This is a genomic window from Paenibacillus sp. 01T442, assembly GCF_056398345.1.
In genome coordinates this window covers 1-24,143 of record NZ_JBFTPF010000075.1, presented here as the reverse complement: position 1 = coordinate 24,143, position 24,143 = coordinate 1, and the positions used below count along the sequence as shown (strand labels likewise).

At 49.3% G+C, this 24,143-nt stretch carries 15 protein-coding genes and 2 pseudogenes; 1 reads left to right on the top strand and 16 read right to left on the bottom strand.

The features are described from left to right. Positions 1-541: 541 nt before the first annotated feature. From AC1DLM_RS29740 to AC1DLM_RS29665, 16 genes and pseudogenes are all read right to left on the bottom strand, one after another. Positions 542-793, bottom strand: a complete 252-nt coding sequence (locus AC1DLM_RS29740; RefSeq protein ID WP_477571979.1) for a hypothetical protein — start codon at positions 791-793, stop codon at positions 542-544. Positions 794-1,122: 329 nt separating this feature from the next. Further along, the gene (locus tag AC1DLM_RS29735) at positions 1,123-7,374 is read right to left on the bottom strand and encodes a CBM96 family carbohydrate-binding protein (RefSeq protein ID WP_477571980.1); all 6,252 of its coding nucleotides are present in this window, start codon (positions 7,372-7,374) and stop codon (positions 1,123-1,125) included. Between the two features lie 129 nt (positions 7,375-7,503). Then, a pseudogene (locus AC1DLM_RS29730) lies at positions 7,504-8,064 on the bottom strand (CBM96 family carbohydrate-binding protein); the annotation flags it as partial. A 162-nt stretch (positions 8,065-8,226) separates the two neighbouring features. Then, entirely contained in the window at positions 8,227-10,095 is a 1,869-nt protein-coding gene (locus tag AC1DLM_RS29725; RefSeq protein WP_477571978.1) for a carbohydrate binding domain-containing protein, read from the bottom strand. Positions 10,096-10,311: 216 nt separating this feature from the next. Then, entirely contained in the window at positions 10,312-11,895 is a 1,584-nt protein-coding gene (locus AC1DLM_RS29720; RefSeq protein WP_477571977.1) for an extracellular solute-binding protein, read from the bottom strand. Between the two features lie 68 nt (positions 11,896-11,963). Further along, the gene (locus AC1DLM_RS29715) at positions 11,964-12,857 is read right to left on the bottom strand and encodes a carbohydrate ABC transporter permease (RefSeq protein ID WP_477571976.1); all 894 of its coding nucleotides are present in this window, start codon (positions 12,855-12,857) and stop codon (positions 11,964-11,966) included. Positions 12,858-12,859: 2 nt separating this feature from the next. Beyond that, positions 12,860-13,825 (bottom strand): ABC transporter permease, encoded by a 966-nt coding sequence (locus tag AC1DLM_RS29710; RefSeq protein ID WP_477571975.1) that lies wholly within the window; start codon positions 13,823-13,825, stop codon positions 12,860-12,862. A gap of 361 nt (positions 13,826-14,186) precedes the next feature. Continuing rightward, the gene (locus AC1DLM_RS29705) at positions 14,187-14,519 is read right to left on the bottom strand and encodes a group II intron maturase-specific domain-containing protein (RefSeq protein ID WP_477571974.1); all 333 of its coding nucleotides are present in this window, start codon (positions 14,517-14,519) and stop codon (positions 14,187-14,189) included. A gap of 17 nt (positions 14,520-14,536) precedes the next feature. Next, positions 14,537-15,034 (bottom strand): reverse transcriptase domain-containing protein, encoded by a 498-nt coding sequence (locus AC1DLM_RS29700; RefSeq protein WP_477571973.1) that lies wholly within the window; start codon positions 15,032-15,034, stop codon positions 14,537-14,539. Positions 15,035-15,142: 108 nt separating this feature from the next. Beyond that, complete coding sequence (locus tag AC1DLM_RS29695) at positions 15,143-15,736, bottom strand: group II intron maturase-specific domain-containing protein (RefSeq protein WP_477571972.1); 594 nt, start codon at positions 15,734-15,736, stop codon at positions 15,143-15,145. 255 nt (positions 15,737-15,991) lie between these two features. Further along, positions 15,992-16,285 (bottom strand): group II intron maturase-specific domain-containing protein, encoded by a 294-nt coding sequence (locus tag AC1DLM_RS29690; protein ID WP_477571971.1) that lies wholly within the window; start codon positions 16,283-16,285, stop codon positions 15,992-15,994. Continuing rightward, on the bottom strand, positions 16,282-17,283 hold the full coding sequence (gene ltrA, locus AC1DLM_RS29685) for a group II intron reverse transcriptase/maturase (RefSeq protein ID WP_477571970.1): 1,002 nt from the start codon (positions 17,281-17,283) through the stop codon (positions 16,282-16,284). The genes AC1DLM_RS29690 and ltrA overlap by 4 nt, the downstream gene beginning before the upstream one ends. Before the next feature lie 645 nt (positions 17,284-17,928). After that, on the bottom strand, positions 17,929-18,249 hold the full coding sequence (locus AC1DLM_RS29680) for a hypothetical protein (RefSeq protein WP_477571969.1): 321 nt from the start codon (positions 18,247-18,249) through the stop codon (positions 17,929-17,931). A 1,205-nt stretch (positions 18,250-19,454) separates the two neighbouring features. Next, positions 19,455-21,770, bottom strand: coding sequence for a cache domain-containing protein (locus AC1DLM_RS29675; protein ID WP_477571968.1), 2,316 nt, complete (start codon positions 21,768-21,770; stop codon positions 19,455-19,457). A gap of 366 nt (positions 21,771-22,136) precedes the next feature. Then, positions 22,137-22,595, bottom strand: a pseudogene (locus AC1DLM_RS29670) (Gfo/Idh/MocA family oxidoreductase); the annotation flags it as partial. A 69-nt stretch (positions 22,596-22,664) separates the two neighbouring features. Next, a complete protein-coding gene (locus tag AC1DLM_RS29665) occupies positions 22,665-23,537 on the bottom strand; it encodes an ankyrin repeat domain-containing protein (protein WP_477571967.1) in 873 nt (290 codons plus the stop codon). Between the two features lie 424 nt (positions 23,538-23,961). Between AC1DLM_RS29665 and AC1DLM_RS29660 the strand changes: the two genes are divergently transcribed. Beyond that, positions 23,962-24,143 (top strand): VOC family protein (locus AC1DLM_RS29660; protein WP_477571966.1); only part of this gene is annotated, 182 nt, incomplete at its 3' end.

Here is a 24,143-nt window from a genome sequence, read left to right as displayed (position 1 = left end):
CGTTTTTCAAGGGGCTTCGCCACACATTTATACGTACTTGTCAAGTCTTACTTCTCTTCTTCGTGCAAAAAAAAGAACGGGCTATCTTTTCGATAACCTGCTCTTTTTCTTGATATTTGAACCCGCGCCTTAACTAAATGACATTGGCCACGCGGCAGCCCCTCTGGTTTTGAACTATCGTTATCAGTTAGCGGAAACGCGTTAAGATGGAAATAGGTTTTTACATACTTCACAATATTCATCTTCGCTTAGATAAAGCGGTTTGAAATAMTTTCTTATGTATTTATCATTCCATCGAAGGTGCGGAACCGCATACTCGGGATGTATATGTTCAGGTAAATCAGGTTTGTATCCAACCTGCTCACAAACTTTACACTTATTCATCCATTTCCATAAAGCTGGGTACCTTCTTAAATAATCTATTCCCTCGTCATTTTTATATTTCAACGATTTATTATCCCCTTTTAGATTCGTTGCTGACCTCAACATTCCTATTGTGTTAAAGTTCTTTCGTTAGTTTAATGAATGTCCAGTTTGCTTCTCAAGGCATTTCCAATATTGAAAGTAGCTTTTTAACCTCTTCTTTAGTACCTTTCCCATACTTGGACTGACCTTCAATAATTACTTCTAATAAATCTTTCTTTGGAGATAGCCAAACGGCATAAGTTACTGGTTCATAAGAAATTGTTGGGACTACGTTGAAGATAAGTATTTTATAATCAGGTTGACGGGACATTTCTACTTTTGCGTCTTCCCATTTCACATTTAGTAAAATACCCATTACCGTTTTCACCGTTTACGGTACGTTCCTTCCGGGTAACAGGTTGCCCGCTTCCCTTTCATTAGCGTATGCTGATTCTAGCTCTACTATCCCCCTTGCCAACCACGGCCCTCTAATAGAACAAGGAGCAGAGCCGCGGCTTGTTCTTGTTGCTGCTAACTATCTAATACGTGCCTAAGTTTACGAGACAAAAGTCCTCAGAATCGACGTGGGCCTTCTTATGGTTGGAGTACAAATTGGTTTGAAGTGCAAGAAGCCAGTAAACTATAGAAGCAAAAAGAAGACAGCGATAGCCGGCGAAAATCGCTTGCTAATTCGCTGTCTTCTCCCCTGCTTAAGGCTTAGTGGAGCTGCTTATCCGCCATTCTCAGCAGCATAACGGCTGCTTCTGCACGCGTTGCTTGTACGGCGGGCTCGAATCTGCCGCCGCTGCGACCTTCCAACAGTCCGTTTGCAGAGGCACCAGCTATATAGGGCTTCGCCCATTGCGTGATATCCGCATCGTCCCCGAATCCGGTCGTCTTCACGTCCGGCACTKGCCCTCCAACCGCACGCATCAGGATCACCGCCATCTCGGAGCGAGTGATGTAACGCTGCGGCCGGAAACTGGCATCTTCATACCCTTCGATCCAGCCTTTCCGAACGGCCAACGATACGGCGGAACGTGCCCATGGTGCGATTCCTGCTGCGTCCGTGAAGGCTGCTTGGGGCGCTTCCTCTTGAAGCGATGCCGTACGAACCAGCATAGTGATAAATTCCTGTCTGGTTACAGGATGATCTGGCAGGAAGCCTCCATCGTCATAGCCGTTGATGATCCCGCGGGTCACGGCCTGCTCGATCCACTGCTTCGCCCAGTGGCCGCCGATATCCGTGAATGGAATGGCAGAACCGGGCTTTTCTTGCGGTTTCGGTTGTTCGATCTCCATGGCAAAGACGGCAAATTTCGTGAAATGATGAACCTGAACGGAAATGTATTGCCCCTCCACTGTCGGAACTTCACCCACTTCCACCCATTCCTTCTTCTGTTCGTCATAATAATAGACAGCAGGTTGTTGCCCAGCCTTCACTTTAAGCGGATCATAGGCCAATCGGATCGTGACCGGCTGTTCAAAAACACCTTCCACATCTTTCAGGAATTCATAAATATTGCTTAGAAGTGGCAATTGTTCCTGTAGCAGCAACTTGTCGTCCTTCACCTTCCCGATCGTAATGGTAACCGGTTTATGCAGGGCGCCGGCCGGTACGCTCACGTTCGCTTCCCCACCCAGTGAAACCTCGCCGGAGGCACCTGCGGCAAGATGCAGCCACCCTTGTGCCCGCTGGTCGGGACTTGAAGGAGAACCGTACGAATCATTGCCGCCGGTCGGCCGCAAGCTGACCCTGACTTCCGCTTCGACAAACATTCCTCCGTATCCCGCGCGGACCACAGCGCTCCCGGGAGCAATCCCGGTCAAAAGCCCAGCAGGATCGACTTGAACGATCCCTGTATTGTCGGACGAAAAGCCGGATTGAGCCGTAATGTCGCGGTGTGAGCCATCGGAATAGACGGCCTCCACAACGGCTTGCAGCCTGTCGCCTGCATACAGGGAATACGGTGTCATGTCAAACCGGACCTCTGTTAGCGTTATCGGTGGATTGGTTTCACCCTCTTGAACGGCAAGTTCTCCATCCGATTCGCTTCCCGTATAGTAAGCAGTTTCATTGCCAGCATATTCGGCCTTCCAGACATAGCTCCCGACGGCCAGCGTATCCGTAGCCGCCCCATATACCGCCATCCMCTGAGCATTTGTTACAGCGCTTCCCGCCTCTGTACCGTTCAATTGGAACATGACGGTTTCGCCCGCTACCGGATTTCCGGACTTGTCGGTCAACACCGCTTTCAGCATAGCTGTTTCACCAGGCCTAACAGACGCCGGTTCCGTTTGCAGCGACGTACCGTGGGTAATCGTAAACGAAACGGAACCTGATGCCGTATTTCCTTGTTGGTCCACGGACTGAACTACCAACTGGTGGGGGCCTTTCTCCTTGACAGGCTGAAGATTCGTCCACCCGCCACCATCCAGCTCTATGGTCAGACCGGCCGGATCCTGATCTTCATCCTCGATGTTGACAACAGGGACAACTTGATCGGAATATGTTTTTCCTTCTGCTACGCCTTGGATCACAACTACAGGATCATAAGAATCCTTGACCCATTCCATCGGTCGGAATTTGCTCAATTGCTTGCCTTCACCGATGCCTGAGCCCCATTCGATCCAGCCTCTTCTGCCGCTGCCATCATTATCGTTGACCAGAAGTGAGAAGCTGATGACTCCGTCCTTCGCCGCTTTCACCGGCGTCAGCTCGGACCATGGCAGAGCCAACTCGTAAGCCGTCACATGCGTCGCTTCGTCCCTTGTGATCTGCAGATTGCCGTTGTTGACGGCACCCGTGGGCTTCCCTTTGGGAGCCGTCCACCGGTAGATCAGTGGGCCATCTGCGGTTTGGGAAAGTCCGTATTCATACCAGTCCGTGCTTTGTCCAGCTAACCCGCTGACAATTCCGAACTGGATACTGTCGTTTTGCCAAATGTTAGACGATGCAAAAGGCGTGGCCCATGTATTATCCGTAATCTTGGCGGTCAAGTACAGGTTATCCCGATCGTAATGGAGCCAGATGTTCCCGCTCAGATCGGATGCGCCCTGGTAACCGGTGATTTTATTCGTGCCTTTCGCCAAATCGATGACTGGCGCAGTCGCTGTGATTGCCGGGTCCGGCGTTCCGTCCACCTGAACCGTTCCCATGAAAATGGGATTGAATTCCACACTTCCCTCATAGGAATAGTTTCCCGCCTGCCCCAAATCAACCTTTAGTTTGATCTTAGTGGCCGATCCGGAAGGCGTATTGGTGATCGGGATGGCGAAAGTTCTTATCTCGCCAGGTGCCAAATCCGCGTTCCATTGCTCTGTACCGGATTGAGTCCCCAGCTTCCAATCGGCCTTCGCTACGTGCAATGGTTTGCTATCGGACAGATTCCGTATTTTCAGCTTCAAAATCTGCTGGGCTCCCGCCGAATCGACAAAGGTCGGGTGGAGGGTCAACTCATACGCCTGAAGCACATCCGCGCTGTACCGCAAGAGCCCCACCTTGTCGTTTCCGCTATATAGCCACACGTCGGCAAACCGTTGGCCTGGCTGCATCAAGCCGTCCACCTGAACTTCCTGCGATGCCGTCGTTCCTCCTTCGGCACGGAGCGTATACGGTCGCCCTTCAACCTCCGCACCCAGATTCATCACTTGGGAACCGCGGTTGTTCATCCCCACCGTAAACGCAATCTGTTCGCCTGTGTAAGCGGATTGGCCCTTCAATGAAAAAGTGGGATCCGTCGCAATTCCGGCAATATCTCCCTTGAGATATACCGCTTCCCCTGTTAAGGTGAGGTACACCTTTCCATTAAAGGGAACAAGGGTATTGGTATTGCCCATGCTGTCCACGATTTGCACAGGAAGGTCGGTTTGGATAACCGTCTGCTCGGCTGCCGATGTCGACCAGATGACCCGGAGGGGTTGGCCAGCTTGATCGAACAGATAGCTTTTGATACTGCCGCCCCAAGCTTCCTCCCGGACAAAATCGGCATGGGTCAGCTCCTTGGTCATGGCTGCGTATACCCCGTAGGCCGGTTTGCCGGTATACGCCCCCATCTCGTCGGACGCATTCCGGAGAATCCCGAAATTATCCTCGTTCAAATCTTTGACGATGCCGTCGTTCATCAGGTCGTACCAGATAATTTTCTCCACGCGTTTGGACAGCGCAACCACATAGCTGCGCAGCAAGTAATCGGCCTGGGTTTTCTCCGTCACCCCTTTTACCCCGACAAAGGTTGGCCAGCCAACCTCCGAGATCCATAGCGGCTTCGGTTGTCCGTTGTTGTACTTGCGGATCAATTCATCCAGACCATGGATAGCATCTGCCAGACCTTCGGGCGTATTCGGGTAACGGTAGGGATGGAACGATACCGCGTCCATATAGTTCAGACCGCCCAGCTTGAATACCTCTTCCATCCAGGCCAGTGGAATGCCCGCCGTATCCATGCCGATCACAGGCAAATCGGGATGGGCCGGCTTCACGGTTTCATACACCGTCTTCAACAGGCTGAAATAATAGTCGGGTTTGGAATCAGCCGGCCCMGTACCGCGGTCTCCGAAGCCGCCGTTGAACTCGTTATAGACCTCGAACCCTTCCAACTGGTCCGCATACTGGTCCACATAGGCCTTCACATAATCGGCAAATCCCTGGCGTCCCTCATTGGTATAAGGCGTACTGTTATTGTCATACAGCGGGTTGTTGTAGCCAGATACGTAAAGGAAATCGAAATTCTCGTCCTTCAGCTTGCCCATATACTGGTCAGGTACAGTAAATGTATAGGCACCCTTGGTCTTCTCGACACCAGACCACTCGATTCCACCCCTTGCCATTTTGATTCCGGCGTACTGCATGAGCTTGGTCAAGTTGGGAGTCCAGCCATAAGCGGTCCGATGCAGGTGGGCGGCTACGCCGAAGGGGGAACCTTCCAAATCGGCCATCTGCGGAGGGATCGGAACGACGGTGAACGACGTTGTCAGGTCAATGGGATCATACAGATCCGAAACTACACGGGCCTGCAAGGTAAAGTAACCCAGCTTGGAAAATGGGACCCCGATCAGAGCTTCCCCGTTGGAGGAAACGGCCGTTCCATCCGCCATAACGGCCCCTTGCCAATCCAGCACCTTCCAGTCCGCACTCGGCCGGGTCGTAGCAATCTTGAACTGAATAGGCTCATCGGCGGCGAACACATTCCCCATGGCCATTTGTACAAGTTCCGTCTTTGGAATCGTGACGGTGACAAACGGTCCGTCGGTGCTCCGTTGGCCTGACGGGCCAGCAGCGTCCACCTTGAACGTGTACTTTTTGCCCGGTTCCAGCCCCGTTACTTGCAAGGTACGGACGCCGCTGTCCGTTCTCGCGATGAATGTCCCGTTATTATAGACGCTGTAGCTGACTGTATCGTTGGATGCTGCACGCCAGCTTAACTGGAGTCCGGACTCGGTCATTCCGGTCACCTGCACGCCGGAGTCCACAGGCCAAGCCGGCGCAAGCGGTGTGGAACGGATAGAAGATAGTTGCAAATACGGACGGTTCACAGCGCTCTCACGACTGACGATCTGGGCAACATTCCCGGCGGGATTCAACTGGACGATCCCGAAGCCGGCTGTTTGGTCCTTCGCAAACTGCTGCTTCACATACGAAGTCACGTCAATCTCAACCCATTTCCAGGTTGGATTCAAGCCGGCACTTCCCAAATAATGCTCGGAGGCAGGTTTCGTGGTCCATGTCACGGTTGACTCTTTCCACGTATCGTCCTCCAGTCCGAAGAACTGTATGTCTACGGCCGGCGAGTCCGCTGCCACAGCGTAGACATAGAGCTTCGCGCTTCCGACATCGTCTGTGAAGCCGCTGAGATCGAATTTCAGGAAAGCCTGTCGCGTGACATTCGGGTCGGCATCCATGTTCTTGACGAGCAGCGATTCGTCCGAACCGAAATTTTTGGTGTTGGCACTGCCGCCCTGGACATAAGCATCCTCTACCGGGAAATAGGCCCCGACACGCGRCGGATCCGGTACGATGAATGTCACGTACGGACCGTCGTTGCTCCTCTGATTCGCCGCGTTCTCGGCCTCCACCTTGTAAGTGAACTTCTTGCCCGCATCGAGGGTTAACGGAAATGACGTCACATTCCCTTGAACGGTACCGACCTCAACGCCATTCTGATAAATTTTGTACGCCGTTACACCTGAAGCATCCGCAGCGGGAGTCCAGTTGAGCCCGAGACTAGGATCCGAAGACAATCGCAAGCTGGCATCCGCCGGCCAGGAAGGTGMGGTTTCGTTAACCCTTTGGGAAGACAATTCCAAGTAAGGACGATTGGCTGAATTCTCCTTCGCATTCACACTCACAACAAAGCCGGAAGGCAATTGCTCCACGATCGCGAAGCCGGCCATCCGATCCCCCGCCAATTGTTTTTTGACGAAGGAGGTGACATCCACTTCAAACCATTTGTAGGTTGTCGTTGTGGTCACGCTGCCCAGCATGTGATCCAGTGCCGGTTTGGTGTTCCAAGTGACCTGATACTCCTCCCAGACATCATTCTCGAGCCCATAGAGAAAAATTGGAACTGATGTTCCATCTTTGGTGGCCGCATATACCTTCAGCTTGGCTGAACCCAGCTCGCCGGTGTACCCGTCCAGATTGAATTTCATCAGCGATTGGCGCGTGACGTTGGGATCCGCATCTATATTTTTAATGACCATCGAGGGTGCCCGCCCATTGTTAACGGTTGCAGAGGTGCCGCCCTGAACGTAAGTATCCGCCGTTGGGGGGATAAAAGTATGGGAGGCGTCACCGGCCGTCCAGGTCAGGTAAGGACCGTCATGGCTCCATTTGTTTGCGGCATTTCCCGCTTCGATGTTGTAGGTATATTTCTTGCCAGCTTCCATGACCGGAAGGGAAAATTGCGACTGATTGCCTGCTGTGCTTCCGATCAGGGTGCCGTTCCGGTAGATCCGATAACCGGTCACACCAGAAAGGTCTTGCGCTCCCGACCAATGGAGGGTTGGTCCTGCGCCGGGCAATTGATCGAAGGAAACAGCCGCACCAGCCGGCCATTGGGGGGCCGCAGGGTCGGCCGGCTGGCCGGACAGCTCCAGATAGGGACGATTAACCGTATTCTCCTTACTGTTTAAACTGACGACCGTGTTGACGTCAGAGGTTTCAAGAACGAAGGCAAAACTTGCCTTCTTGTCCTGGCTCATCTGGCTGCGAACATAGGAAGTCACGTCCAGGTTGATCCAGTTCCCGGCCTTCTGTACGTCGACAGACCCCAGATAGTGATCCAGCACGGGCTTTTTGTTCCAAGTAACGGTTCCTTCCGTCCAAGTGTCATCTTCTACACCGTAGACGCTGAGATGGACCGTGGCTGAACTTGTCGAGGTTCCATAAACGCTCAGCGTAGCGGTGCCTACATTCCCGGTATAGGCGCCGTAATCAAACGTCATGAACGCTTGCCGGGTCACATTCGGATCCGTGCTGACGTATTTGACGGGCATCGTGGCGGCTGTCCCATAAATCGTGTTGGCGCTAGTCCCGCCTTGCACGTGGGCATCATTCGTCGGAGAAAATTGCACCGGACCTGCTTCGGCTGCCGCCGTTCCGGMACCGGTCAGTCCGGACCGAACCGGTACGGTTTGCAGAACCAGCAAACAGACCATCAGGCAGATCCAAACCTTTAATGACCGCAATTTGTAATAACTCACTTCCATCGCTCCTTTAGGCTGATTCTTCATGCTAACGCTTTCAAATATAGCTGGACTTGTTTGGAGGAACCTCTCTTTTTTTCAAAAACAGCATGTCACAAGATATGTGTCACGTTCTTACGGTTTCCTCTGAATGACATTCCGGAATGCCCCGAAGGCCTGCTTCTCAGCGCCTATGGTTCCGTTAGAATACCGGACCAACCCGTAATCTCCTTCTGGCCCGGTCAGATTGGATTCATCCAGCAGCTCATAGACGTAGTACCCATTTACCTTGGCGGGAGCCCCGTAATACACCTGATTCGCTGTTGCCGTCAAGTAATCAGCTTGTTCCTGCTCCGTTGCTGTGTAAGTGCCGTAGTGGATGTTACCCTCCGCGATCAAGATCTCGTTTTGGACATAATTCTGCATAACGGACAACGTTGCAATCAGGGAGCTGGCATCGCCATACCAGTCGATGGCATTGACCTCCCACTGAACCCCATCCGCCTGCAGCCTTTCGAGGAAACCCGTATGATTGCCTCCAATGTTGATCACCCTGCGGGCATAGGGATCCCCGGTGATGATTCCCGTGCCCAGAGCCGTTATTTTCGACTTGGTGTCGTTGTATTTCACCGCATCGTAGTGGGACGGACTCGTACCGTCGTTGGGACTGATGAAACAATAGATATCGCGTTCGTTCCCCAATTGGTAATAGGCTATTTTCCCCCTGTAACGCTCCGCGATCGCCTGCCCATATTGCTGAAGCTGCCCAGCCGTCGGGGTCAATCCGGAATACAGCACGGCATACAGTTTCAAACCTTGGTTAAAAGCTGTATCCACCACCTGATCCATATAGGTCCAGTCGTAGCCGTTGTCCGTTATATCTGGAGCGACGTTGATGCGGTACCCGGAAATGCCGAGGTCCTTCGCTTTCTGGATTTGGCTGCCGAGTTGAGAAGCCGGGTAAACCGGATAGCTTTTGTTATGCCCGTTCACTCCCCATGAAAAATGATTCCGGTAAGCCTGAATAAATTCGACGTCGTCAAACCAGGCCGTTCCGCCGATTCCGGCATCTGCCCGCAAATAAATTCTTAAGGAAACCGTATCGGCCTTAAATCCGGAAACGGAAGTTTCATAACGGGTCCAGTCCTGCGTGCCGCCAGTTGACAGCAGCTTAAAATTGTTATTCAGCCACCCGAGGGATTGGTTGTTGGCGTTCACCTCGAGGATGTTGACACTGATCCCGTTTGATGTGGTGATTTGATTGGTTTTGATCCAGAGGGAAAGCTTGTAAGACTCGCTTGTTGTGACAGGAATGGGTACCGTTCCCAAGTAGCTCGTCGAACTTTGTCCGGTTACGGCTGCCGATCTTGCTCCGGTATGAAATACGGTCAAATCATTGATGAATGCTCCMGAATTCAAGCTCCACAGACCGGCTTCAAACCCCGGTGCTTCCGCTGTATTCAATGGCTCCATTGTTATGTCATCGAACCAAACGGTGCCGCTTGCGCCGCTGTCCAATCTCAAATAAATTTTGATGACCGAAGTGGAGAGATTCAGATTAGAGATGACCGCATCGTAATGCGTCCATATTTGTCTGCCTGAAGAGGACACCAACTTCTTGGACGCAGAGTTGGGATACCAGCCCAAGGACTGGTTGGAGCTGTTTCCTTGTAGCACATTAAGACTGAGGACCGGTCGGCTGTCCGTCAAATCCGATTTCACCCACACCACGATCTTGTAGCTGAAATTCGGATTGACTGCTATGGGAGCTGATGCAGCATACTGCTCTGCCGTTCCACCTGATACCCGAAGCGACCGAGTACCGGAATGGGACTCTACTGTGTCGAGACTGAAATTTCCGCTTCTTTCTGTCCACAATCCGCTTTCGAACCCACCGTTTACAACCAAATTCGTCGCAGATAAAGCGCTTCCATTTAGAGTCCCAACGAATAGCAGGCAACTCCAAATCGCCAGTAAAACATACGTGCCAGCTTTCCTCAACATAAACATCCCCCATTTCGACTCTTGAATAGGATCACTGCGGCATTCCGGCCGGGCATATCGATGACCTGATTGTGCGCTTGTTCATCAAATGACATTCTTTCATTATTGAAATGATGCCAGATTTACCGAGCATGCCCGGGAGTTCATCCGGCTAGTTGGGCCGGACAGACTCCCGGTTCACGTTCCCTGCTCATCAAACAACATGTAAAAATTGGATTATTTCAACTGATCCTTGTTCTGCTGATACCATTCATTAACCACTTTCTCTAYATTTTCGCCGCCAAGCCGCTTCCATTCCTTGCGCAGCTCCTCCATTCCCGCTTGGGCGGTCATCGTCGCTCCGCCAGTGATCACTTTAGCTTCAATCTGTTGGGCAACAGGAGCAAACGTGGCAACCAGTTGGGTCAGTTCCGGAAGGCTCGGGCTATAGGCAATATCGCGGCGGTATTTGTTTTTCAAAGCAATTTGCAGCGATTCCCCTTTTTTCTTCGCATATTCCTGGGAAAGCGCATCCTTCGCCGCCATGACCGGATACCAATCCGGTTTGGTGTTGGGCTGGGACAAAACCGCGTATTCCGAAGCATAACTGACTTCCTTGCGGAATTTATCCCCATCGATGGTCTGTGGAATGTCTCCCTCGTACTTCACGTGGACATTTTCTTCGCCATATTTAAGCTTCTTCCAACCCGATGCCAACATCCAATCCAAATACTTAATGGCCGCTTCAATTTTGTCTTCCTTCATAGTGGCATTAAAGCCTGTCAATATGTTCGGCGGCGTTTCCTGATAAAGACCGTATTTGCCGTATTTCGTAGAGAATGGCTCCATCGGCACCAGATTGGCATTCGGCAGATTCTTCTTCAAGTCCATGTAGTCTTGCTCTACGTTCCAGCCGGCAAAATAAATGCCAGCTTGCCCTGTGGTCAGGAACTGTTTGGAACGTTGGAAACTTTTGTCAGTTATATATTCCTTATCAATCAAGCCTTCGTCAAACAGCTGCTTCTGGAAAGCCAGCGAATCCATATACCGCTCGGAAATTCTTCCGAATTCCAGCTTGTTGCCCTCGAGATACCATTGATTCTCATTGGTTCCGAAGAAAGCTCTGAGGATCGAAGCGGAGTTGCCGTGGAAAGCGATAGGCACCGTATCCGCCTTGCCGTTGCCGTCCGGATCCTCGGTCTTGAATTTCCGGGCAACTTCCAGGAACTCTTCCTGGGTCGTCGGCATTTTCAAGTGCAGCTTATCCAGCCAGTCCTGACGAATCCAGATGCCGTGGTTGGCAATCGTATCAAACCCGCGCACGCTTGAAACGGCATACATCTTGCCATCGAACGTCAGGTAGGGTTTCAGCTCCGGATGCTCACTCAAATATTTTTTGTACGTTGTGCTGTATTTCTCGATATAGCCATCGATCGGCTGAATGACCCCTTGATTCGCCAACTGGGCGATATAACCGCGGTCATATTCCCAAATGAGATCAGGTGCGCTGCCAGAGGCAATGAGCGTGTTGAGCTTAGTTTGCGCTTCATTGCGGGGAACCGGAATCCATTTGACTATCGCCGGCGCATTTTCATTAATCCATTTGGTCCAGCGGTTGTTCTCATAACTGCCTTCTTCCGCCGCTACGGTTCCACGGTCAAATATGGAGATCGAGATTTCTTTCTTGGGCGCGGAGGAAGCCGCCCCTCCGCCAGGCGAAGCGGAGGTTTTCGGACTATCGGCGTTGCTGCTGCATGCAGCCAGCATCGACATGGTCAGTACAACAGCCGCTACGGAGGTAATTCCTTTTCTTTTGCTCACTTGTTTTCATCCCCTATCAAAAATTTAAAATCTGATTTATATCAAAGAGGCTTTTTTCCTCTACGATATCAGCCCTTCACCGAACCAATCAATACGCCCTTGACAAAGTGCTTTTGCAAAAACGGATATACGCATAGGATCGGCGTGATGGCAATGACCACAGAAGCAGCCTTGATCGCTTCCGGCGTCAAGAGAACGGCTGCTGCGCCTTCGCTGCCACCACCGTTGTTTAACAGACTGGGGTCTACCTGCTTGATCATCTGATAGAGTTTCAGCACCATCGTCTGCAGATTGGATCTCGTGATATACAACATCACATTAAAGTAGGAATTCCACCAGCCTACCGCATAGAACAGAGACAGCGCAGCCAGAATCGGCTTGCATAGTGGCATCATTATCTGCACGAGAATCCGCCAGTTCCCAGCCCCGTCAATGGAGGCCGACTCTTCGATTTCTTCAGGCAGCCCCTCCATGAAGCTTTTCATCACAAACATGTTGTAGGTGCTGATCAGACCGGGCAGCCATAAGGCCCAGTAAGAATCCATCAAACCAAGGGACTTGACCAAGATAAAATTAGGAATAATCCCTGCTGTAAAAATCATTGTGAAGGTAATGAACAAGAGCAAAGGACCGCGGCCGTACAACCGTTTTCTGGATAAGGGGTAGGCCGCCAGAATGGTCATGGCCATGTTGAACAAGGTCCCTACCACTGTAACAATAACGGTATTGCCCATCGCTTTGACGAGCTGGCCGTCATCCAGGAGCCGCATGTACGACGCCACATTGAACTCCACAGGCCACAGGAACACTTCCCCTGAAGTTATCGCCCGGCTGCTGCTGAAAGAAGCGGCGATTTCATACCAGAAGGGATACAGCGTGAGCAAGGAGAACAACACAAGCACCACATAGGTGATGGATAGGCCCACCTTAAATACAAATGTGCCGTTACGGTTATCGCGCATGCTTACCAAAGCCCCCTTTCGCCAAATAAACGAATAATTCGGTTGACGCTGATCACCAGCACGAACCCGATCACCGATTGGAATAAGCCCATCGCTGTCGTATAGCTGTAGTTCATGTTCTGCAGACCGATGCGGTAGACGTACGTGCTGATGACATCGGCTACATCCAGGACGGAGTCGTTCTGCAGCGAGAGTGTTTGCTCCAGGCCGACATCCATCATGCTGCCCATTCTCAGGATCAGCAGAATGGCGATCGTGCTGCTGATGCCGGGAAGGGTGATATGCCAGATCTGCCTCATTTTTCCGGCCCCGTCAATCCTGGCCGCTTCATATAATTGGGGATCGATGGCAGCCATCGCAGCCAAGTACAGAATCGTTCCCCAGCCCGCTTCTTTCCAAATGGAAGACAAGGTATAAGCCGCCGGCCACCAGCTGGAGCTGGCCATGAAGTACACAGGTTCTATGCCGAACACGTGCTGCAGAATCAGGTTCACAACCCCTGTGCTGGGAGACAGCAGCGTAATCAGAATGCCGCCAAGCACGGCCCAGGACATGAAATGGGGGATGTACAGCAGATTCTGAACGACCCGCTTGAAGCCCTCCATACGAATCTCATTGAGCATAAGCGCCAGAAGAATCGGCACCGGAAACCCGAAAACCAGGCTGTAAACATTCAGCAACAACGTATTGCGGAGCACTCTCCAGAAATCCGAACTTTGAAACAGCATGTGAAAATGTTTGAGGCCTACCCAATCGCTTCCCAAAATGCCATCCGCGAAACGGTAATTCTTAAAGGCGATGATTTCCCCCGCCATGGGCGCATATTTGAACAGTAGATAAAAAATGATCACCGGAAGCAGCATCGCATACAAGGTTTTATCCTGCATGATGCGTTTCCACACGTCTCTTCTCTGCGTTTGCACAGACCTCGCCGGCTCTATGGTCATACCGGAAATTTTCTCTTTCATGTCAACGTTCGTCCCTCCCAGATAGCTGCTCAAATTGTGCATTTGGCCTGCTTCCTCATGCTAGTCCCGCCGAGGCAATTCTCGCTACAGATTCCTTCTCAGATTAGTCGCTTTTCTTTGGAAATCGCAGGTCGCCATTTTTTCCTGAGGTAACTTTCCTTTAGGTTCCGTCTGCATTTATCCAAATTATGGCGCCGTTTTGGGGATTTACATCCCCATAGGACCAGAGATAATCGGCTAATACGATCGCCATTAGTTGAGTAGCCCGACCTCCTACACCACCGTACGTACCGTTCGGTATACGGCGGTTCCTTAGTTCACGCAGTTATTTGTCGATAATAGTCTGAAAAGAAAAGGAATCCTAAACCTTTAATGGTATTGTTTCCGAGGGATTTATCGAGGATTGGGCTTTTGGATGTTCTCCAATAGCTCTTTCTTGTGTTCTCATCCATTCATCCGCTATTTGGAGAAGTTTCTTCATGTCCGCTATTTTAAAGTAGTTTACCCACCCCATAGTATATCGTTTCAGGTTTTCTGCTCGTGCCGCATTTCCCATTCCATTGCTTCTAGACGTAAGCGCCTTTATTTTCGCTTTCATCTTTGCTATAGATTTCGGGTGTATTCTGACTCTTGCTTTTCCTCTGTTTCGGTTGAATGAAAACCCAAGAAATTTGATCCCTTTCGCCTCATCCACTATTATTTTCTCTCGATTCACTTTAAGAAATAGCTTCTTCGTGTGATGAAAGGCAGTATGTTCTTTAATGCCCGCTCTGCACTCCTTCTACTTTTACAAAAGATGAGGAGATCGTCCGCGTAGCGTACGAATTTATGTCCTCTTCTCTCTAACTCTTTATCCAATTTATTCAGCATGATATTGCTAAGAATTGGACTTAAGTTACCACCTTGCGGTACTCCGACTTCCATTTCCTCAAAGCGTTGCTTCATAATAACTCCTGATATCAGGTACTTGTGTATGAGCGAGATGACTCGTCCATCCTTGATGGTTCTCGATAGTACCTCGACGAGCTTATTTTGGTTCAAAGTATCAAAGTCTTTCTCTAAGTCCATATCCACCACATATTTGTACCCTTCACCTATTTGGCTCTGGCTTCGAACGGGGCTAGGACGGGATTTTCCATCAAAAATGGATTGCTTGAGTGACTCTCCGTTTTCTTTGAGATGTTGTAGAAGTTCTTCTACTTTCACCATGCGTGGCTAGAGTAAAGGGCTGAAATTTTCAGCCCCTCCTCATCAAACCGTACGTGAGGTTTTCCCTCATACGGCTTTCCGATGTTCGTCAGTCATGAGCATTCGGAATTACAGTAACGTTTTAAGTCCAATTTGTTTGGCAATAAACTTAACTTCTTGAAATGACCCCATCCATCTTTTTCGTTCTCTTTTCTTTGCATACCATCGAGTCAACCTCTGCAGAATATACCAGTCCAGCTTCGCTAATCTCCTCTGGCTGTAGTTCGTGTAATAGTAGTTTCTCCACCCTTGAATTTTGGGATTTAGCCATTCTACCTGCTCCTCAAAAGATCGTGAGCGTGAACTCGGCGGCRCAACTCTTTCTTTCACCACTTCTCGTATGCGTTCCTCTGCCTTTTTGGTTAGCCACTGTTGCGTGGTGACATACACTTTCCGTTGGCGCATGCCTAGAAAGTCGAATCCTTCTTCTCCTGTCCACAATCCCACAATGCGGGTTTTGGTTGGATGTAAGGTAAGTTCTAGTCGCTCCATAATCGTACAAATGAGTTTGTACACATGGTCTGCTTCTTTCTTTGTTTTGCAAACGACAACCATATCGTCCGCATATCGTGTTAACTCACCTACACCATCCCCATGTTTCTCCCACATCTGGTCAAAGTAGTTTAAAATAAATATTCGCCAGCAACGGCGAGATGACGCCACCTTGAGGTGTGCCTAAGTCCGAGCGTCTTACTTTCTCTCTTCCATAACTTCCGCTTGTAACCACTTCCTAATTAACTTCAATATCCGTCTGTCATTGATGCGCATTTGCACCAGTTTCATTAGTTTCTCTTGGTTAATATTGTGGTTGGTAGAAGACGACCTTAGATTTTCACCTTTGTACCGTCAGCCCCAATCAGAACCCGACGTGCGGATTTCCCGCATCGGGCTCCCCAGAGTCGTTCACAGGTTAGTTCGTTAGATGGTTGGATGGAGTAACTTAGGCTCCGGAAGCCTGAACCAATCTCTACTTCYCAAGTAGGACCAGTATAGACGATGTCTTTGGCTTCTCCTTCGAAGGGACCGGATCCATTGCCGTTCAATTTGTCTTTTAAGGCTATGCAATTTGTAGTCGCAATGGTAAAGCGAAAAGTACTGGTAGAATCCTCGAAGCATCATCGTCAGTTGTTTCTGCTGATCTCGCCGTTTCCAATGGCTATGCGCTCTCAGCCAAGTTCTGACGCGGTCCGTGAATTTCCGGCAACTCTTCACACTTGGTATTCGTACAAGCGCGAATTCGCCTTTTTGTCCAACTCCGCAGACATGCTTAAAGCCCAGAAAATCGAAGGTCTCCGGATTTTCTCCGTATTCCGCTTTTTTCGCTCTCGTGCAAATCGTCCAAAGATCATAAGCCGGGTCTTTTCTTCTGCTAATTCAAGACTGAATTGCTTCATCCGTTCATTTTGCAGCGTCTGAAAGTTCTCTGCATCCCGTTTGTATTCGAAACACACCACGTAATCATCAGCAAATCGGATCAAGTAGGCTTCTCCTTGCAAACATCTCTTGCACCGTTTCTCAAACCATAAATCCAGCACGTAATGCAGATAGATGTTTGCAAGTAGCGGACTAATTGGKCCGCCTTGTGGCGTTCCTTCCTCATTCCGTGTGACTACTCCGTGTTGCATAACTCCTGCTTGCAGCCATTTTCCAATGAGATGCAGGATAACAGGATCAGCGACCCGATGTTCAACCATCTTCATCAACCATTCATGATTAATATGATTGAAGTAGCCCCGGATATCCGCTTCGAACACATGTCTTACCTTCTTGGTTACAATGCACGATCTGAGCGCCTTCAGTGCMATGTGCGGGTTTCGTCCCGGACGAAATCCATAAGAGATTTCCAGAAAATCCTGCTCGAAGATCGCTTCGACTACTCTCGCTACTGCTCGTTGTACCAATCTGTCTTCCACTGTAGGAATACCCAGCGGACATGTCTTCCCATTTCCTTTTGGGATATCCACTCGCCTTACTGGTGGAGCCTTATATTGATTTTGTCTGAGCCTTGACCAGAGATCCTCCGTTCTCTCTTTCAGATTCGCTTCAAATTGAGCCATTGTTTCTCCATCTATCCCGCTCGCACCTTTACGATTCATCAATCCCCACGTTTCTTGTAGAAATTCGGGCGTGATGAGATGCGCAAGTGATGTGAACCGGATTTTCTTATCTTGCCGAGCTTTCTCTGTTATCTTAGCCAGTTTTGTTGACATACATTGTCCACCTCTGTGTGTGGGATATGTTTCGCTGTTAAGAGCTTACTCTGTCCTGCCGCTTCCCCCTGTACGTGGCTTTCCCACGCTCCGAGTACTACCAGCAGGTCCGACTTCCACCGCGACTTCCGCTTCCCTATGGATGGTCCTTTTAGTCGGCGTACTCCATTTTTTTTCTATGAAGATCGCGGTGGATCTCCCTAGTTCCGTTGTGCTTCCTTTTCCGCCATGCCGTGCTCTCAGACCCCGCCGGGGTCTCCGATTTCCTCGCCCTTTACGGAAATCTACTATAGCCTTCCAAGTTTTCGACCTTGTCGGCCCCCGGATATCTCACGAGGCTCTATCGCTTCACTTGCATTACGGCCTGGACGTCGCTCTGTCTACGCTTAACCCGTATCGTTACCTTTACGTGTTCAAGACTCGATTCCGGGTAGGACGGCTTTTCCCTTTGCCCGGGTGGGAATTACACCCACTGAAAGCACCCAGCTTACCTAGGCGCACCAAAGAAGTCTCGCAAATCGGCATCTAAGACCCACTCACATCCATCCATAAGTTCGCGGTATATCTTGCGCATCGCTTGATGTGTAGACCTTCCCGGACGATATCCAAAACTACACCCACTAAATAACGGTTCGAAGATGGGTTCTAGCCGGTTTTCAACGCTTGTTGACAAATGCGGTCCCTAATTGCAGGTATGCCTAGCGGACGCTTTTCGTTCGATTTCCCTTTCTTCGGTATGAGAATCCGTCTAACGGGCATTGGTTGGTATGTGCCTTGTTTCAACTCTTGATGTAGACGTTCCAATTCGGCTTCCTCTAYCGTTTGAAAGGCAGGAATGCTTACTTTGTCGATTCCACCACTACCACCATTGGTTTTTACTGATTTCCATGCCATCTCCAAATTGTGCTTGTTATACACCTTGTCAATTAATGAATGAACTTTCCTTCCTGTGCCGTCTGCTTTCATTTGTTTCGTATCCTCCGCCTGCAAGTTCTAGGTCTTTCACATAGGGAACTTCTGTCCCTTGCCGCTTACTCGCGAAACTCATTCTAGTTTCGGTCTCCATAAAGCGAGCCGCCTTACCCTCCCCATCTACCTTTTGAGTATGTAGGGAGCCAGTTACACCAAGGTACTTGTCCGAACGTTTCTGTTGTTCGTCCGTTCATAAGTAGTACGCAGCTCTCCGACTTCTCGCCGTGCGTCAGGTATGCCCTACGGGGTTTCCTTATAGCACCCGTTACTGAAACTGCCACGCTATCTTTAGAAATGATGGGCGTGGCACGATCACTTCGACCTTATTTACCCACCTGTCCAGTAGGTACTTACGTTTCAGACACGACGAGATCTCCATGGGTCACATCGTCATCTTCCATACCATGCCTCCCGCACACACCTTGGTGCGATAGGTGGACTAGAACGCCTTCGTCTCCATAGTGCAGACTCGACCTTGCCCATCTTTGGCCGACCGGTTCGCAATTTGGGTAGCCCCGTTTCACTACAGTCTGGTATTTCTCCTCAAGCTCTTCAGACTCTGCCTCGCGGCAGACGCCCTGCCCTCCAGTTTACCGGCCCCCGAGGCGTTACCCCCGGGTTTGGATATGAGCCCCCTAGTCCGGTGCTCAGTGGGACTTTAACCCACCTGATGATCGTGCTGCCACGCACGCACTATGAGCCTCTCGGACTCCCCTTCCTGCAGACGACTCACTTCGCTTTTCGAGCTTATAGAGCGTCTCGTTACGGTTTTTAAAAAAAAATCTGTGCAGGGGAGGGTCTCCCTAGTTCACTACATTATCTTTCATACCATGCCGCTCCCTCTATACCGAAGGATTCTTCGCTGACGTTCCAAGTTCTGTACAGCTTCCGTGGCCTTCATCCTAGTGCGCGAGACTCGGCTTCCTCTTTTCCCTCTTGCGAGGCCTTTTTGACTATGCGGCAGGATTCACTTCATGTTACGGCCTGGTATGTTGCTCGCCTTGTCTCTGACAAGTACTTTTGTCGATGCGCTTTTACGCACAGATTTCGCCATACGTAAGCATCCTAGCTACAAAGGTGGCTTTGCCCTCCCTTGGTTGGACTTTCACCAACTAGATAATGCGTGCCTCTGTGCACCACACCAAAAAAAGAGACTCTCCACTGGAGAATCCCTTTCATTTTGAATGCGTACGCTGGCCTTAATTTTCGGGTGGCATATTGATCAATATTCTCTCCCGGTATTCGGTAGGCGTCAGACCCGTGTACTTCTTGAAAATTTTCATGAAACTGCGACTGTTGGTGTAGCCCACGGCTTCCGAGATTTCGTTGATTTTAATGTTCTTGTCCCTTAGCAATTCCTTGGAGGCGTGAATGCGAGTTTCAATTAAATAATCGATAAAATTACCTTCGGCATGCTCCTTGAAAAGCTTGCTGATATAGGTTGGATTCAGATGAAATTCGTCCGCCAACTGATCCAGAGAAAGCCCGCTATCCGGATAGTGTTCCTGAATATAGACCAGGATGCTGTCGATGGTCCTGCTCTTGCCCCTTTGGCTCCGCTTGTCTTGGATTGCACAGACCAGACTGGACATGAACGTGCCAACCAGTTCCTCGGCTTGCTTCCAGTTATCACATTGGTGAATTTGCTCATGCAAATTGCCAGTCTTCCCCTTGAGCTCATCCGTGCCGATGCCAAGGGCTTCCATCGTCTGCAGAGCGCGAATCGCCAGTTCGAAGGAAAATTGCCGGATCAAGTCGGGAGACAGATTGCTTTTTACCGCCGCCTGATAGGCCTCCTGCAGCAACGTGTTCATCCTGCCAGAATCCGTTTGCTTCAGAGCGTCAAGAATACKGTCAATGCGCTGTACAAAATGAAGATAATCCTGACTGTCCGTTGTCTGCAAATCCTCAATGGAAATAACCGTGTGAATCCCCATGATCATTTTATAGCGTAGGGCTTGCCGGGATTCCTCGTACGATATGGGAATATCCTTCATATCCTGATAGCATCTGCCAACGCCTACGGTGACGGTCACGCCTATTTGCTTGTTCATGACATCGAGAATTTGGTCCAGCAAGATGGCCGCTCTCAGATGATTCTGTGCCTCATCGCCTTCAGCAAAGCTGAACAAAATAACGGCTCGGCCTCCGCCGATGTCAATGGCGATCCCGGCGTTCTCCTGATTGATAATTTCTTCGGCCACGTTGCAAAGGGCATAGGAATAGAGCATTTCATCCCTGGGATCTATGCCTCCCTCCTTGCCGACCTCGGCCGTAGCCACAACGAACCTTTCAGGAAATATGCTCCCTCCCGTAAACTCGAGATGATTCTTTACCATAGCATACTCGGTTCGGTATCCGATCAACATATCCATGACCGTTCGCCACTTCAGCATCGGCTTGGAATCCCGCACTTGCTGCTCCAGATGATCGCGGTCCAGAAACATCTGGTCAAACACAGTCTCCAGATAGGAAAAACCTTGATATGGCTTGTCGCTCTTGCCCATTTTGGGGTGGTTGTATTTGCCGGAGAGCTTGCCGATCAGAAGATCCATGGGCCGGAAAGTCTTGGTACTAAAGTAGAAGATCAGTATAATGGCAATCACAAACATCATCGTCATAAAAGCCAGGARCAGATTGCGGGTGACTGTAAGCGGTTGGTACACTTGGCTCTCCGGCAAGACGCTGACGATTTTCCAGCCGGTGTATTCGGAGGTTATGTAGAAGACCGTTTGTTTGACGCCGCCTACCTTCAGGCTGAAGGAGCCGTTTCCTTCTTCGGATAAAATCCGGTTAGTGTAGGGCAGTTCCTTCAAATTGCTGTACAGCTTGCTTTTGTCGTTGTGCGTCACTACGTCTCCGTTGCCTGCAATCACGAAGGTGTGGTCCTGATAACCCTCTTCATAAATATCATGGATCATCTTATTCAGAACCGATTCATTCATATTGACAGCCAACAGCCCTGTCCGGTGGCCCGGCATACTTAGAACAGGATAGGAACGGATCAACGTCACCACATCCCTATTCTTTGCTCCGTCCCAGATTTGATGTGTGGGCAGCCATTGATAGTAACCTTTCATATTTAGATAATCCGTTAACCATTTATTCTCGGACATTTCTTTGTTCATATAGGTCTTCTCAGTCAGGATCCCCCCACTTCTGTCAGAGTAGACAAAGATCGAAGAAAAATCCGAATTGCGGTTCAAGAAGCCGCTCAGCTTTTCATTAATCGCATAAAACGTGGCGTATCTCTGTGGCTCATCCTTGTAAAGATTGCTCATAAAATAAACAAAATCCAAGTCGTTGGCCAATTGCAACAAATCCTTCTCTACCTGTTGAAAGGCCATTTCCATTTTTTGATCAACCTGCTTAAGCAAGGCGATATTGGTTTCAGTGAGCTGATGGCGCAGCCCCCTGACCGTTCCCAGATAAGAAAAGAGAAAGGTTAATGTAATGATACTAAGCAGGAGCCCACCGTAAATAAGCATGATTTTTTGAGTAAATGTAGATTTCATAGGCTGCATCTCCTTGGGGCGGAATCGTTTCCATGCACTTTTGAATTAATTTCATACATTGTACCAAAGCCCCMTCTGATTGCCTACTCTCATCTTTTGTACTCCTAAGCTGTTCATAGAATGCCCTTGTCACTTAACTTGCACAAAGGTCACTTTTCTTGAGAAAAATCCTGCCGCTGCATATGCCTTTTCTCTTTGGATGACAAATTTGTGATACCCTATATTGTGAAAAAAAGCTGTCTTAAAAGAGTCGATTGCTAACGACCTTTTGAGATAGCCTTGGAATCATAAGTTGCCCAGCGTCATGCGATGCCAACAAACGTATCCCATTTAACCTGCTCCCGTGGTTTTCCTTGATTGGTAACTCTAATTCCTAAAATCCGGCATATCCACCGGTCTTCCACCATTCGCGATCGACAATTCTGACAATAGTGCTACCGCTGTCCATTCGCAAGCATCATAGACATCTATCGGCGGCTTGGAGCCATTTCGAATTGCGTCAATGAAATCCTGAACGATAAAGAAATCGCCGCCGTAATGGCCAGCATTACGCTGCTCCTCGGTCGCTATCCTGTACCGTTCGGGCAAATATTCGTTGAAATCCGAAAGCGGCCGCCACTCTGCACTGTCCGAATGATCGCCTTCCGCCTTCAAATAAATCTTGTGCTCATCTCCAAGGCCTCTCGGCGCCTCATAACAGCCCTTTGTTCCTTGAAGCGTGTAATAAGCGGAATTATGCGGGCGGTTGGAAATACAATCGATCCGCAGCTTAATCAACTTGCCGCTTTCCATCTGACACAGCGTAACCGACGTATCCTCTTGACGAAACTGAGGTGCGGTATGCCATCATTCTTCGTTAATAACTGGCAACCCCACTAGTTTTCCACTTCATGTTCATGTATTAAGTGTAGATTGAATAATATCACCAATTTCAGTGTTACCCTTTAATAATGCATACTCCAAAGGTGTTAACGATTCACTATTTGGTATTGAGAGATTTGCACCATGCTCAATGAGCAATTTAGCGATTTCTAACCGGTTAAAATGTACTGCAACATGTAGAGGAGTGAATCCATTTCGCAATTCCCCCTCACATTGAGAATCAATCTCTGCGCAATTTTTAAGGAGAATCCTGACAATATTTATGTGATTACCAGCTATCGAAGCGTGCAATGGGGTATTATTGAGCTTCCCATCCGATCCTTTAAGGTTTATATCTGCACCATAACTCAATAAATAAGTAGTGGCTTCTTCTTGGCCAAAATGAGCAGCAAGTCCAAGGGGCGTGTATCCATCAAAGCTATGGCTATTAATACGTTTCGGTACCTCGCCTATGATTTCTTTTATTCTAGCTATATTACCGACGGATGCTGCTTCATATAAATTAAGTTCAGCACCTTTTTGAAGAAGCAATTCTTTTATCTCATTAGCACGGTAATAAGCAGTCATTAGTACGGCGGTTTTACCATCTTCGGATTTAGCATTCTTTAGCTTTTCATCGATTTCAAGCAAATGTTTTACTTTATCAAGATTCTTGCTTCTGACAGCATCTAACATCTCATTCTTCATTCTTCGAACATTTTCTTCTAGTTCCTTGGCCTTTAGTATCAATTCTTCAGAGGATTGGACTCCCATAGTAATGAACTGTGAAGCTGCCTCTGAACGGCTCTGTGCAAGACCTGCATTAACCAATAAGTCAACCGCTATAAGGGTTGTTTCATCGAGCCTTACAGAAATAACTACGTTTCGATTTGATTTTCTACTCATATTATCTACCTACTTGAATTTGTAATAAGTGTTACAATGTTGTGTTACCATTTTATTGAAACTATTGTCAAAGGGAAAAAACAGATTATATCCAACCATTCATTGGAAGTAATCTGCCCGTTAGCTCAATGCCCAGCTGCCAAAACCGCAAGGCTATTCGACCGACATGGACTTGCTGAACAACTACACCAAGTTTGAGATCGGGAACGCGGCAACATCCATATCGTGTACTGACGCATTCCGAAATCGAATTCGGGAGTAAGCCCAAAAAATGTTAAAACACTACTGACATACTGTTGTCAGTAGTGTTTTTTTATAATCGGAGTTAGTAATCGTAAAGGAGTGGGAGATAAATGCGAAGTATTTTGGCCCAAAGTGATATGATACGGTATTGTATCAGTTATTATAGGAAGGATGGTATCTCATGAATTTTGCTTCTGTACGCATCATTACCGATGACGTGGATCGTCTCGTCGAGTTCTATGAGAAAGTCATGGGTGTTTCGGCGGAACGCCCCGCGCCCGTCTTTGCCGAACTCGTTGTGCCATCGTGCACCCTGGCGATCGGCCACTCCCAGACGGTGCAACTGTTCGGCGCTGGTTCCGC